The organism is Ruegeria sp. AWH4_226 (assembly GCF_056159225.1).
In genome coordinates this window covers 386,643-399,523 of sequence record NZ_JBSWUU010000003.1, presented here as the reverse complement: position 1 = coordinate 399,523, position 12,881 = coordinate 386,643, and the positions used below count along the sequence as shown (strand labels likewise).

The 12,881-nt window shown below is 55.5% G+C and carries 12 protein-coding genes; 5 read left to right on the top strand and 7 right to left on the bottom strand.

Annotated features, from left to right (window positions below; translation table 11 throughout):
* The first annotated feature begins 21 nt into the window (after positions 1-21).
* From ACXAET_RS20320 to ACXAET_RS20310, 3 genes are read left to right on the top strand one after another with little or no spacing between them, the layout of a single operon-like run.
* The gene (locus ACXAET_RS20320; RefSeq protein WP_475190182.1) at positions 22-975 is read left to right on the top strand and encodes an HlyD family secretion protein; all 954 of its coding nucleotides are present in this window, start codon (positions 22-24) and stop codon (positions 973-975) included.
* The gene (locus ACXAET_RS20315; RefSeq protein WP_475189727.1) at positions 972-1,898 is read left to right on the top strand and encodes an ABC transporter ATP-binding protein; all 927 of its coding nucleotides are present in this window, start codon (positions 972-974) and stop codon (positions 1,896-1,898) included. Before ACXAET_RS20320 ends, ACXAET_RS20315 begins: the two co-directional genes overlap by 4 nt.
* Positions 1,895-3,040: an ABC transporter permease gene (locus ACXAET_RS20310; RefSeq protein WP_475189722.1), complete on the top strand. Its 1,146-nt coding sequence runs from the start codon at positions 1,895-1,897 to the stop codon at positions 3,038-3,040. The genes ACXAET_RS20315 and ACXAET_RS20310 overlap by 4 nt, the downstream gene beginning before the upstream one ends.
* A 290-nt stretch (positions 3,041-3,330) precedes the next feature.
* Here ACXAET_RS20310 and ACXAET_RS20305 read toward each other — a convergent pair whose 3' ends face one another.
* The 7 genes from ACXAET_RS20305 to ACXAET_RS20275 all read right to left on the bottom strand — a co-directional run bounded on the left by ACXAET_RS20305 (position 3,331) and on the right by ACXAET_RS20275 (position 10,870).
* Positions 3,331-4,842: a mannitol dehydrogenase family protein gene (locus tag ACXAET_RS20305; RefSeq protein WP_475189719.1), complete on the bottom strand. Its 1,512-nt coding sequence runs from the start codon at positions 4,840-4,842 to the stop codon at positions 3,331-3,333.
* The gene (locus tag ACXAET_RS20300; RefSeq protein ID WP_475189717.1) at positions 4,842-5,615 is read right to left on the bottom strand and encodes an L-iditol 2-dehydrogenase; all 774 of its coding nucleotides are present in this window, start codon (positions 5,613-5,615) and stop codon (positions 4,842-4,844) included. The genes ACXAET_RS20305 and ACXAET_RS20300 overlap by 1 nt, the downstream gene beginning before the upstream one ends.
* Positions 5,612-6,616, bottom strand: a complete 1,005-nt coding sequence (locus ACXAET_RS20295; protein WP_475189714.1) for an ABC transporter ATP-binding protein — start codon at positions 6,614-6,616, stop codon at positions 5,612-5,614. The genes ACXAET_RS20300 and ACXAET_RS20295 overlap by 4 nt, the downstream gene beginning before the upstream one ends.
* A 12-nt stretch (positions 6,617-6,628) precedes the next feature.
* Positions 6,629-7,459, bottom strand: coding sequence for a carbohydrate ABC transporter permease (locus ACXAET_RS20290; protein WP_475189709.1), 831 nt, complete (start codon positions 7,457-7,459; stop codon positions 6,629-6,631).
* A gap of 12 nt (positions 7,460-7,471) precedes the next feature.
* Positions 7,472-8,338 (bottom strand): carbohydrate ABC transporter permease, encoded by an 867-nt coding sequence (locus ACXAET_RS20285; RefSeq protein ID WP_170375757.1) that lies wholly within the window; start codon positions 8,336-8,338, stop codon positions 7,472-7,474.
* A gap of 107 nt (positions 8,339-8,445) precedes the next feature.
* The gene (locus tag ACXAET_RS20280) at positions 8,446-9,750 is read right to left on the bottom strand and encodes an ABC transporter substrate-binding protein (protein ID WP_475189703.1); all 1,305 of its coding nucleotides are present in this window, start codon (positions 9,748-9,750) and stop codon (positions 8,446-8,448) included.
* A gap of 94 nt (positions 9,751-9,844) precedes the next feature.
* Positions 9,845-10,870: a LacI family DNA-binding transcriptional regulator gene (locus ACXAET_RS20275; RefSeq protein WP_475189699.1), complete on the bottom strand. Its 1,026-nt coding sequence runs from the start codon at positions 10,868-10,870 to the stop codon at positions 9,845-9,847.
* 312 nt (positions 10,871-11,182) lie between these two features.
* Here ACXAET_RS20275 and ACXAET_RS20270 point away from each other — a divergent pair, with 312 nt between their 5' ends.
* Positions 11,183-11,536: a DUF1428 domain-containing protein gene (locus tag ACXAET_RS20270; protein ID WP_475189695.1), complete on the top strand. Its 354-nt coding sequence runs from the start codon at positions 11,183-11,185 to the stop codon at positions 11,534-11,536.
* A gap of 39 nt (positions 11,537-11,575) precedes the next feature.
* A complete protein-coding gene (locus tag ACXAET_RS20265; RefSeq protein ID WP_475189691.1) occupies positions 11,576-12,733 on the top strand; it encodes a WD40/YVTN/BNR-like repeat-containing protein in 1,158 nt (385 codons plus the stop codon).
* Positions 12,734-12,881 lie beyond the last annotated feature (148 nt).

Below are 12,881 nucleotides of genomic sequence, written 5' to 3'. Positions count from 1 at the left end.
CGGAGAGAAACCTTGTCGAGTATGACGATCACGCTTCCTTTGATACTGGCGGCAGTTATTCCCGCCTTTTTGGATCGATGCTCTGGGTCCGATACCAGCGTGGCCTTGGGCGTTCTGGCACGAGATCGAGTAGCATTGACCGCAACTGCCAGCGAAATAGTTGTGAATTTACCTGTTGCTGAAGGGACTGTTGTCAAAGCGGGCGATACGCTGGTTCAACTCGATCCCACCTTGCAGAGCGCAAAACTTAGTCTGGCACAGGCCGAGCTTGAAAAAGCGCAGGCCACGCTTTTGAAGTTGCAAGTTGGACCACGTAAGGAAGAGATTGCGATCGCCGAGGCCAAGGTTTCAGGCGCTGTCGCACGTCTAGCCGATGCTGAGGCCACTTACATCCGGAACGTCAGATTGGTAGAAAACTCGGTCGTGACTGAGGCGCAGGTGGCAAATGATTTGGCTCTGAGAGATTCGGCAAGGGCCGAAGTAGCGAGCGCTCGGGAATCCTTGAAGGAACTTCAAAATGGAACCCGTCCCGAAGACTTGGCGGTCGCAGAAGCCAATGTGCGAGCAGCTGAAGCACTGGTTGAAGCCGAGCAGACCGTTCTGGATAACCTGACGGTTGTAGCAACCCGCGACGGCGTTCTTGATTCCTTACCCTGGAACCTTGGCGAGCGGGTCGTGTCTGGCAGCCCGGTTGCTGTGATGGTTACGGGCGAGACCCCTTACGCGCGCGTCTATTTGCCCGAGCCCCATCGTGTGAACCTAAAACCGGGTGACACGCTAGAAGTACATGTGGATGGCCTCGATACGCCACTGGATGGCATCGTCAGGTGGATCAGCGACGACGCGTCTTTCACTCCATATTATGGTTTGAACAAGGACGACAGAACCCGGCTTGTCTATCTGGCCGAAATTGACCTGCCTGCCGCGTCACCTGACTTGCCTGCCGGCGTTCCAGTGCAAGTCCCTATTCCATGAGTGATGTTGTTGTCTCGACGCACGGGCTGACCCGGCGGTTCGGAGAAAACACGGCTGTAAATGTTCTGGACCTCGAAATCCGAAAGGGCCAGATATACGGGTTTCTAGGTCCCAACGGTTGCGGCAAGACGACCACCATGCGTATGCTGACCGGCTTGCTGACACCAAGCAGCGGAAAGATTTCGGTTCTGGGGCGGTCTATGCCCGAGGCGGCTGAACCGCTGAAAAACGAGATCGGGTATATGACCCAGATATTCTCGTATTACCGAGACCTGACGGTACTGGAAAATCTAAGGTTTGCTGCAGAAATCTACGGAATTCCCACAAAAACAGCCATGACTCGGATCGACGAGCTGTTGCACACATACGATCTGATCACCAACGTCAACCAGCTCAGCGGTAGTATGAGTGGCGGCCAGCGGCAAAAGCTGGCCCTTGCGGCAACTGTCATGCACAAACCGAAACTGCTGTTTCTGGACGAACCGACATCTGCCGTTGACCCAGAGACCCGCCGCACGTTCTGGGAACAATTGTTTGATCTTGTCGACCAAGGTGCGACCATGATCGTATCCACTCATTTCATGGATGAGGCCGAACGCTGCCACCGGCTGGCAATTTTGCAGCATGGTGTAAAAAAGGCGGACGGCTCGCCGCGTCAATTGATGGAAGACTTACAAGCCAATGTGGTGGAGGTGGAAGGGCCAGAACTGCGAAAAGTCAAACATGAGCTGGATAACCAACTCAAGGTGCTTTCGACCGCGCAGGTCGGCTCTAGGCTGCGCGTGCTCGTAGACAAGTCCGAGCCTCAGCCTGTGGACATGTTGCGAACCCGGCTTGACGCGTTTGCTGGCCTGTCGCTAACGCCGCAACGCCCGAATTTGGAGGACGTTTTTGTCAGTGCAACGCGAGGCCCGGAACAATGATCTCTCTGCGCCGCGTCGCTGCCGTGTTGAAGAAAGAACTGCTACAGTTGCGGCGGGACAGAATGACTTTTGCAATGGTCATTATGATCCCGCTCATTCAGCTTTTGCTTTTTGGCTATGCGATCAACACCAATCTGCGTAACGTGCCTGTTGCATTGGTGGATCAGTCCAGAAGTGAGCTTTCCCGCACGTTAGCTCAGATTGTTCAGGCCACGCAGGTTGTAACAATCACTGAAGAACTGACTACGCCGCAGCAGGCCGAGCGCGCGATTACCGAGTCCCGAGTGCGTGCCGCGTTGATTATCCCGACCGATGTAAGCCAGCGGCTTGCTCGCAGCCCTGCCGTTGGGCTGGGACTGCCTAATGCAACCGATCAAACAAGCAGCCGACCTGTTGCACATTGGATCGTTGACGGTTCTGACACGATGGTTGCAAGTGCAATCAAATCCCTTCGGATGATGCCGCTGACAGAGTTACTGAAACAGCCACCCAACCGGCAGGTGCCGACGTTTGAAGTCACCCTCTATTTCAACCCGGAACAGCGATCTGCAGTGAACATTGTGCCGGGTCTTGTCGGTGTCATCCTTACCATGACTATGATCCTGTTTACCTCGGCCGCCATCGTGCGTGAGCGAGAGCGAGGCAATATGGAGATGCTGATTAACACTCCGATCAAGTCAATTGAACTGATGGTTGGCAAGATCATCCCTTACATCTTTTTAGGTTTGATACAGGTCACTATTATCCTTGGTCTCGGGCACATCTTGTTTGATGTTCCGATAAATGGTGGTTTGGGCGTTCTGCTTGTGGTGACGTTATTGTTCATTATTGCCAGCCTTTCTCTGGGGTTGGTCATTTCCACACTCGCTCAAAACCAACTTCAGTCGATGCAGATGACTATCTTTGTTCTTTTGCCGTCAATCCTGTTGTCGGGTTTTATGTTTCCCTTTGACGGAATGCCAAAGCCGGTTCAGGTCATCGCCCAAGTCCTGCCGGCAACTCACTTTATGGACATGATCCGCGGGGTCGTCTTACGCGACGCGTCGCTGTATGAATTGCGATGGGGACTCCTTTGGATGCTAGGATTCGCGGTCTTTGGGTTGGTTGCTGCCACTTTGAGGTTCAAAAAAAGGTTGGGATAATAGCGAACCAAGTGTTTGCATTGGCCTGGAACACCGGTTCCTGAAAGCGAGGTCTTCTGATTTGTTCTAGCGGCAAAATCTGAATTACCATCCATCGAGGTCGTTGATGTGGAGCAAGGCTTTCGTTGGCGTTGGACTGAACACGGTCATATGAGACTTTCTTCAGATGGTTGTTTAGAAACGCAAAGCCGTCATTCAGGGCGAGATCATCAAAAACCGTGAATGGGTTCTTTCCATGGGACCGGGAAATCAATGTATACGCGCGGCCGATGGATTGGAGCTGCGGGAATCTAGTGCGAAGAAGACCTGTTAGCGGCATATTCGGCTAGAACTGCTCTGCTGCCAGATTTCCAAATCTCGATTAACCAACGGGCAAAGGCTTCGACAAACTGTGTGCCATGGCCAAATTCGCCACAATATAAGTTCTGCTCAAGCCAAAGTCCTGGATCAGTTTTGGCTGCCAGCGCCGTTTTTCTTAGATCCTCCCAAGCAGGATCATTGGGGGTTATTTCTGAGCCGTCCTCGCGAATCCCAGCACACATTCTGCACCACAGAGCTTCCGCTAAAGCTAGTCCGTCTATTGGCGAGCCTGAAGCTATTGCGTCGCGCACCGAGGGCAGCACGAACCCAGGGTGTCGCGCCGACCCGTCGAACGCGACCCGGCGCGTTGTGTCATGAATTGCAGTATTTGCAAATCGCCGTTCAACCAGCCCGAGGTACTCTTGTGGGGTCGTTCCCGGAACAGCTTTGACATGAGGCAGAATTTCTTCGCTTTGTACCTTTTTAAAAAACGTCAGTATGTCGGGGTCTTGCATGCAGGCAGAAATCGTCGGGACATTCAGAATCTCCCCGACATTCGCAAGCAACTGGTGGCCTCCGTTCAATATGCGCAGTTTCATCGCCTCATATCGGTGAACATCGCGGGTCAATGTGACCCCAACCTGTTCAAGAGGCGGTCGCCCGGCGCAGAAGTTATCCTCGATGACCCATTGGCGAAAATTCTCGTGTGAGACCGGAGCGCGGTCATCAATACCAAGCGCATGGCATTGCGAAATCACCTGATCAGACGTCGCTGGAACGATGCAATCCACCATCGAATTGGGAAATGCGCCGTTCCGCTCGATCCATTCGGCTAGATCAGGGTCCGACAGGCGTGCCAACCCAACGATACAGTTTTTCAGGATAGTGCCGTTGCCCTGAAGGTTATCACAGCTCAGCGCGGCGAAGGGTTTCAAGCCGTTTGCACGGCGTATCCCGAGCGCTGCAACAATTGCGCCAAAAGCCGTGCGTGGGTGTTTTGGGTTTGCCGCATCGTGGCGAATATCCTCGTGATCCGTGTCGAATGCGCCTGTATTAGCATCCAGAAAATAACCACCCTCGGTTACAGTCAGGGACACGATTCGGATAGACGGATCAGCCATCCGGCGGATGAGTGATGCGTTACCTGCCTCAATCGGCAGATAGTCGATCATAGGGCCGATGACCTCTGCGGATACTCCTTTTGGATCCAGCTCAATCAGAGTGGTCAGGCAATCCTGCGCCAGCAGCCTCTGGCGCATCTCGGCGTCATAGCTGCGCACTCCGGCTCCGATGATGGCCCAATCGTGGGCTTGGCCCTGCTGCAAAAGCTGATGAATATACCAAGCCTGATGGGCGCGGTGGAAATTTCCAAGGCCGATGTGAACAATACCCGGCGTCAGCTCTGAGCGCTGATAGGAAGGTGTGCTGACAGTCGATGGCAGGTCTGCTAGCTTGTCTCGCCGCAGCTGGATCGGAGGGGTTGCATGTGCCACAGGGTTCATCAGCTCATCCAATTTCCGCCATCGACATTGTAGGTTTGTGCAACGATGTACTCGGCCTCATCCGAGGCAAGAAACACCGCCATCCCGGTCAGGTCTTCAGCGCGCCCCATTCGGCCATATGGAACGGCAGCGGCCACTTCCCGTTTCTTCTGCCCGAGGGGTTTGCCTTCGTGTTTTGCAAAGAACGCATCGACGCCATCCCAGTGTTCCCCATCCACCACACCCGGCGCTATCGCGTTCACATTTATCCCGTGCGAGATCAGGTTCAGGCCCGCAGACTGGGTCAAGGAAATGATCGCAGCCTTGCTGGCGCAATACACGGCGACCAGAGGCTCACCACGCCGCCCAGCTTGCGACGCCATGTTGATGATCCGGCCTTTGGTTCCATGCGAGATCATATGGCGTGCGACTGCCTGCATGGTGAACAGGGCACCGGCAACGTTGATGTCAAAGACGCGATGGTAGTCGGAGCGCTCAATCTCGACAATCGGGGCGGCGGTGAAGATCGCGGCGTTGTTGATCAATATGTCGATCGGGCCAAAATGGGAGGCGGTTGTTGCGACAGCCTCGTCGATACTCTGCTGGTTTGTCACGTCCATTTCGACGGCCATCGCGGACGCGCCGATCTCGGCTGCGGCCTGTTGGGCGCGTTCGATGTCGATATCCGCGATGGCAACACGTGCGCCTTCCGCGACATAAGATTTGGCGAAGGCCAGCCCGATGCCGCGCGCGGCTCCGGTGATCAGAGCAATTTTGCCATTTAGACGAGTCATTCGATCCGCAGTCCTCTTTCGTCGAAGCAGTGGATGACGTCTGCCCGTGGCGTCAGGTGAATACGATCCCCGTGGCGGAAACCAACCTCGCCGTCGGCGCGGACTGTGATCGTATCGGCCAGTCCGGTGTCGTGGACGTGGAAGAAGGTGTCGGATCCCAAGTGCTCCGAAACGCTTACGACGCCGGACCATTCGCCTTCGGTGTCGGAAACAGCAATGTGTTCCGGGCGGATGCCAATAGTCTGAGCGCCATGCTTTGCGGCCTCTTCGCCCTCAATGAAGTTCATCTTGGGGGAACCGATGAAGCCGGCGACGAACAGGTTGCGCGGTGTTCGATACAGCTCCAGCGGGCTGCCGACTTGTTCGATCACTCCCGCCTGAAGGACGACGATCTTGTCGGCCATCGTCATAGCTTCGACCTGATCGTGGGTCACGTAGATCATCGTGGTGGCGAGGCGTTCGTGCAATTCGCTGATCTCTAATCGCATGCCAACGCGCAGTGCTGCGTCGAGGTTCGACAGAGGTTCGTCGAACAGAAACGCCGCTGGTTCGCGCACGATAGCGCGCCCGATGGCGACCCGCTGGCGTTGGCCGCCAGACAGCTGGCCTGGGCGGCGGTCCAGATAGTCGGTAAGGTTCAGGACGCTGGCGGCACCTTCGACGCGCTTGTCGATCTCTGCCTGATCCAACTTCGCCATACGCAGGGGAAAGGCGATGTTCTTGCGTACCGTCATGTGCGGGTAGAGCGCATAGGACTGGAACACCATCGCCAGCCCTCGTTTCGCGGGCGGGACATCGGTGGCGTCCGCGCCGTCAATGTCGATGGAGCCCGAGGTGATGTCCTCCAACCCCGCGATCAGACGCAGCAAGGTGGACTTACCGCAGCCAGAGGGGCCGACGAAAACGGTAAACTCGCCATCTTCGATAGTAAGATCTAGCGGGGGAATAACCTCGACATCGCCGAAGCTCTTGGTCACGGACTTGAGTTGAATACGTCCCATGCGAAGTCTTCCTTATTTCACAGCGCCGAAGGTCAGGCCGCGGACTAGTTGTTTCTGGCTGAACCAGCCAAGGATCAGGATCGGTGCAATCGCCATGGTCGAGGCCGCGCTGAGCTTGGCAAAGAACAGGCCTTCCGGGCTGGAATAACTGGCGATAAAGGCGGTCAGAGGGGCCGCGTCGACAGCGGTGAGGTTGAGGGTCCAGAACGCCTCGTTCCACGCGAGGATGAAGTTCAGCAGTACGGTCGAGGCGATGCCAGGGATGGCCATGGGGGTCAGGACGTAGAGGATTTCGTCTTTCAACGTCGCCCCGTCCATTCGCGCGGCTTCCAGAATCTCACCGGGAATTTCGCGGAAATAGGTGTAGAGCATCCAGACGATGATCGGCAGGTTGATCAGCATCAGGACGACGACAAGCCCTCCGCGTGTATCCAGTAGGCCCAGACGGATGAACAGCAGGTAGATCGGATACAGCACTCCAACCGCAGGCAGCATCTTGGTCGACAGCATCCACAGCAGGATGTCCTTGGTGCGCTTGGACGGCACGAAAGCCATGGCCCATGCGGCGGGAACGGCGATGATCACACCCAGAATGGTTGAACCACCCGCGATGATGACCGAGTTCCAAAGGAACCGCATGTAGTCCGAGCGTTCCTGCACGATGGCATAATTCTCAAGCGTCCAGTTGAAGTTAAGGAACAGCGGTGGGCTGGCGATCGCCTGTGCCTCGGTCTTGAAACTGGTCAGGATGGTCCAGAGGATCGGGAAAAAGATCAGCAAACCAACGGCCCAGGCGAGGGCGGTATTCAGCGATTTGCGGCGGGTTGTGACAGCGCGGGCCATGGTCTTACCTCCTCACGCGTCCAGGTTCTTGCCGACGATGCGCATCAGGAAGATCGCAACGATGTTGGCTAAGATGATTGCGTAGACACCTCCGGCTGATCCAAGGCCAACATTTTGGCTTTCCAGTACACGCTGGAAGATCAGGTAGGTGAGGGTGCGGGTGCCGAATGCGCCGCCGGTGGTCACGAAAATCTCGGCGAAGATCGACAACAGAAAGATCGTCTGGATCAGGATCACGATGGTAATCGCGCGGCTCAGGTGCGGCAGAATGATGTGGTAAAAGCGCTTCAGGACCGGTGCGCCATCCATCTCAGCCGCTTCCAATTGCTCACTGTCCAGCGATTGGATCGCGGTCAGCAGTATTAACGTTGCGAATGGCAGCCACTGCCAAGATACGATCATGATGATCGAGGTCATCGAGGCCTCGGACAGCCATGAGATCGGCTCAGCCCCGAAGAAGCGCCACAGATGGGCCAGCAGGCCGTTGACCGGGTCCATGAACATGTTCTTCCAAACCAGAGCAGACACGGTGGGCATGACGAAGAACGGAGCGATCACGAGGATACGGACAACCCCTTGCCCCCACATCGGCTGGTCCAACAGCATCGCCAGGAGTATGCCCAGGATGACGGTGATGACCAGAACCCCTCCGACGATCACAAGTGTTGCTTGAACCGCGGGCCAGAAAGAGCTGGACGACACGAACCGAACGTAGTTGTCGAACCCAACCCAGCCCAGATCACCGCCACGCAGAGGCAGATATTTCTTGAAGGAAAAATACAGCGTCATCGTCAGTGGCACGAGCATCCAGCCAAGCAGCAGGACCACTGCGGGTGCCATCATCAGGCGCGCGACGGATCGGGAATGTTGAGTAGCCATGACGCAAACCCTCTCTGTTCAGGCGTAGCCTAGCCTGCGAGAAAAATGTGGGTTGTGGAAGAGGTGAGCGGGGGGCAGTTTTCTGCCCGCCCGCGTGGGAGGATGCCTTAGTAGCCTGCGGCTTCCATTTCCTCAGTGGTGAAGGCTTGTGCTTTGGCCAGCGCCTCATCCACCGTTTGTTGTCCGGCATAGACTGCCGAGAATTCCTGGCTCACCTGAGTGGCAATGCCAGCAAATTCGGGGATCGCGACAAACTGGATACCGGTATAGGGCGTCGGTTGTGCGCAGCAGTTCTGCGGATCGGCCAGAAGGATGGATTCCAGCGTCATCTTCGCGAATGGAATATCCTTGTAGTTGTCGTTCTCGTAGAGCGAGGTTCGCGCGCCCGGCGGAACATTGGCCCAGCCTTCGTTCTCAGCCACCAGTTCTATGTAGTCTTTCGAAGTGGCCCATTCGACGAATTGCTTGGCTGCATCCTCTTGTTGTGTACCCGCAGGAATCGCCAGCGCCCAAGCCCAAAGCCAGTTTGCGCGCTTGTCCACGCCTTCCGAATTCGGAGCCAGAGCAAAGCCGACCTTGTCGGCCACGGTCGAGTCATCCGGGTTGGTCACGAAAGATGCCGCAACGGTGGCGTCGATCCACATGCCGCATTTGCCTTGCTGGAACAGAGACAGGTTCTCATTGAACCCGTTGGTCGCATAGCCTGCAGGGCCGGATTCATTCATCATGTCCACAAAGAAGGTCAGCGCCTCTTTCCACTCGGGCTGATCGAACTGGGGCTTCCAGTTTTCATCAAACCAGCGCGCCCCGAAGGAGTTTCCGGTCACAGTGATAAAGGCGCCGCCTTCACCCCAACCAGCCTTGCCGCGCAGGCAGATACCGTTGATGTCATTGTCCCGGTCTGTCATCGCCGCTGCCGCTTCGCGAATGAACTGCCATGTGGGGGCTTCGGGCATTTCCAGACCAGCCTGTTCCATCAGGTCGGTGCGGTACATGATCATCGAGCTTTCGCCATAGAATGGCGCAGCATAAAGCGTGCCTTCGTGGCTCAGACCGCCAGCCATCGCAGGCAGAAGATCGTCAACATCATATTCGGCTGACATCCCGTCCAGCGGCACCAGCCAACCATTTGCGCCCCAAATCGGAGTCTCGTACATACCAATGGTCATGATGTCGAATTGGCCACCTTTGGTGGTGATGTCAGTCGTCACGCGCTGGCGCAGTACGTTTTCTTCCAGCGTTACCCACTCGACGTCGATGCCGGTCGCTTCGGTGAATTTGTCGGTGTAGCCCTGCATTCGGATCATGTCGCCGTTGTTTACGGTGGCGATCGTGATGGATTGCGCATGGGCCGCGGCCGTTGCGACGAACGTCAGTGCAGTCGCCGCACGAAGTGCGTGTTTCAAGTACATCCCTGTCCTCCCTGAGCTTGGATGCTGTGCAGAGAGCCTAGTTCAGGATTTATCGCGCCGTCAATAAAAACTTTACGCGCGTTAATTTTAAGTGCTACGCGGATTCCCTGAGAACCAGTCTCGCCGGGAAAAGAGTTTCTGTCCGCTTCTCGAATTTTCCTCCGTTTTCAATAAGTTCAAAAAGCGTTTCGACACTTCGGGCCGCTACATTGTCATAGTCATGCGCCGCAGTTGTCAGCGACGGGCATGTGAATTTTGCAAAGGGATGATCGTCGTTCGAGGCCACACGCAAGGTGCAATCGTTCTTACGACCAACCCGAATCCCCTGTTCGTAACAGGCTGCCAGAAAGCCGATCGCCAATCGGTCATTGCTGCACAAAACCGAATCCGTGTGCAACTTGCGGTCACCCAACACCTTGAGCGCACCCTGTCGGCCAATCTCTTCAAAGGCCCACCCTGTGCCTTCGATTTTGATCACATGCGGCTCAAAACCCAGACGTTCCATGACGTCTACATAGGCCTTGCGCCGCTTGTTGGCATTGGGGTTCGCAGGTGTCCGCATTTCGAAGAACGAGGGCGGCTCGCCGGTGCGGGTCATGTACTCCACGGTCTGAGATACAAAGCTGAAATTGTCTGACCCGATGAACGCCGCGCCCAAACCATCGAGATTGCTGTCGAACAGAACCGTCGGCACGCTGGCGCAGAATTTCTCGATCGCCGATTTATCAGAGATGCGCCCCAATGGCGCCAACAACACGCCCGCGGGTTTCAAGGATTGCAAGCCGTCCAGGATTTCGTTTTCCAATTTTTGCTCGCCGTGAGAGCTGAAAAGAAACGGACGATACCCGGCTGTGATACAACTTTGTTCTAGATACCGAGCGATTTCAGCAAAGAACGGATCGGCCAGATAGGGCACAACAATGCCGATATTCTTTGTCAGTTTGCGGTTTTGATTCACCGCATAGATGTTCGGGCGATAGTCAAACCGCTCCAGCGCCTCTTCGATACGCGCCCTTGTCGTTGGGCGAACGCTATCGGGATCGTGGAAGTATTTGGACACCGTGGGCCGCGAGATTCCACTGAGCGTCGCGAACTCCTCCATATTCTTGATTTTGGTCATGCCAGTCTGCCTGCGGATCATAGCCGCTTTGATCTTATCTTACTTTTACATATTCTTTGCGCGCGCAAAAAAATCAATAGCCAGACAAGTTCCATGTTAATCTGCAGGCAAAGGGTTTGCATGTATCTCGGGGTTGATATCCGGATGTAGGCAGTCAAACTGGTCTGTACGGATACGGATCGCGTGCTGGCGACATTAAAAGTAGATATCGAAACCTCCTCGCCGCAATCCGCCTGGTCCGCGCAACACCCAGACTTTTTGTGGCAGGTGACACGCGCCGCATTTGCAAAGTCGTAACTCAAGGAGATTCATATGACCTATATTACGGTTGCCGCCTATGCCGTCCCCACAGCGAACAAAGATGCCTTCATCGCACATTCAAAAGTAGTGACGCCTTTGTTCAAAAAGCATGGCGCCCTTACCGCGGTGGACGCCTGGGGCGACGACGTTCCAGATGGCCAGATCACCTCGTTCCCGATGGCAGTACAATGCGCACCGGATGAAACTGTCGCCTACTCGCATGTCATTTGGCCGGACAAGGAAACGCATGATGCAAACATGGAAAAAGTCATGTCCGACATGCAGGGCTCAATGGAAAACAACCCAATGCCGTTTGATGGTAAACGCATGATATTTGCGAGCTTCCAGTCATTGGTCGAGGTCTAGGGCGCGACCGTCCCAATCGAACAACATGGAGGGAAGACAGTGTCGCGTTCTGAAACAACACTTCTAGTCGGCACGACAAAAGGCGCCTTTCTGATCTGGCGTGATCTTACGGATGGTCGATGGACAACCGACGGCCCCTACTGCGATGGCTGTCCCATCAATCATTTTGCGAGTGATCCGGAAACAGGTACGATCTGGGCTGGCGGCGGCAGCGATTGGAATGGCGCAGGCATCTGGCGCTCAGCCGATGGCGGCAAAACGTGGGATATCACGCGGCTCAGCAAGGGCGAGATGGACAATTGGGCCGCCAATGATCCAGATTTTGCAGAAATGATCGGTTGGACGAAGGAAGCGCTTCCGTTTGAAGATGAGTTTTCCCAAATCTGGTCTCTGCACTATACAGACGGGGCCCTCTATGCCGGAACCAAGCCTGCGCACCTTCTGAAAAGCGAAGATGGAGGAAAGACATGGAGAAACTTACGCGGCCTCAGCGAGCATGAATCGGTCGATAGCTGGAATCCAGGCGCAGCTGGACTGACGTTGCACACAATCATTTCGGACCCCAAGAACCCACAAAAACTTTGGGTGGGTATATCGGCTGCTGGTGTCTTTGCATCCGAAGACGGTGGCCAAACCTGGGAACGGCGCAACAGGTTGTCCAACATACAGGATTGCGGCCACCATGATCATCCTGCAGCCCCGCGCAACGGTGAAACCGGTCACTGTGTACACAACATGATGCGCGCAAACGGTGCAGAGGATTTGCTTTATCAACAAAACCACCATGGTGTCTGGCGATCATCGGATGGTGGCCGCAGTTGGGACAACATTACGGAAGGTCTGCCGTCGACGTTCGGCTTTCCGATACGCGTTCATCCGCGCGACCCCAAAACAATCTGGACGCTGCCCCTGAACGGAGACTCGGTGGGCCGGTATCCACCGGACGCAGCTGCGGCTGTCTGGCGGTCCCGGGATGGCGGCGAAACGTGGGAGGCACTGCGAAAAGGGCTTCCCCAGACGGGTTGCTTCTTTACCGTCCTCCGTCAGGCGATGGCCGGCGATGCGAATGATCCGACTGGGATCTACTTTGGCACAAATAGTGGTTCGGTTTTTGCCAGCCACGACGAAGGTGAATCTTGGCGCGAGATTTCCCGGCATTTGCCAACAATTCTGGGCGTTGAGGTTCTGGACCGATAGTGATGGCCCTTTACTTCCGTTACTGACTTCACACGGTTTCTGCGGTTGCCGCCCGCGTTCCTGCCGTTCGCTGCAATGCCAATTATGCTGATGGATCGGCACGATATACTCGGACGTAATGGACCTATTTTGCCAGATCCAACGGCTA

Coding starts and splice junctions, on each gene's coding strand:
- ACXAET_RS20290 (WP_475189709.1), bottom strand. CDS start 7,459: ATGGCCCGCGCTGTCACAACCCGCCGCAAATCGCTGAATACCGCCCTC.
- ACXAET_RS20280 (WP_475189703.1), bottom strand. CDS start 9,750: ATGTACTTGAAACACGCACTTCGTGCGGCGACTGCACTGACGTTCGTC.
- ACXAET_RS20305 (WP_475189719.1), bottom strand. CDS start 4,842: ATGAACCCTGTGGCACATGCAACCCCTCCGATCCAGCTGCGGCGAGAC.
- ACXAET_RS20315 (WP_475189727.1), top strand. CDS start 972: ATGAGTGATGTTGTTGTCTCGACGCACGGGCTGACCCGGCGGTTCGGA.
- ACXAET_RS20295 (WP_475189714.1), bottom strand. CDS start 6,616: ATGGGACGTATTCAACTCAAGTCCGTGACCAAGAGCTTCGGCGATGTC.
- ACXAET_RS20310 (WP_475189722.1), top strand. CDS start 1,895: ATGATCTCTCTGCGCCGCGTCGCTGCCGTGTTGAAGAAAGAACTGCTA.
- ACXAET_RS20320 (WP_475190182.1), top strand. CDS start 22: ATGACGATCACGCTTCCTTTGATACTGGCGGCAGTTATTCCCGCCTTT.
- ACXAET_RS20270 (WP_475189695.1), top strand. CDS start 11,183: ATGACCTATATTACGGTTGCCGCCTATGCCGTCCCCACAGCGAACAAA.
- ACXAET_RS20275 (WP_475189699.1), bottom strand. CDS start 10,870: ATGACCAAAATCAAGAATATGGAGGAGTTCGCGACGCTCAGTGGAATC.
- ACXAET_RS20300 (WP_475189717.1), bottom strand. CDS start 5,615: ATGACTCGTCTAAATGGCAAAATTGCTCTGATCACCGGAGCCGCGCGC.
- ACXAET_RS20285 (WP_170375757.1), bottom strand. CDS start 8,338: ATGGCTACTCAACATTCCCGATCCGTCGCGCGCCTGATGATGGCACCC.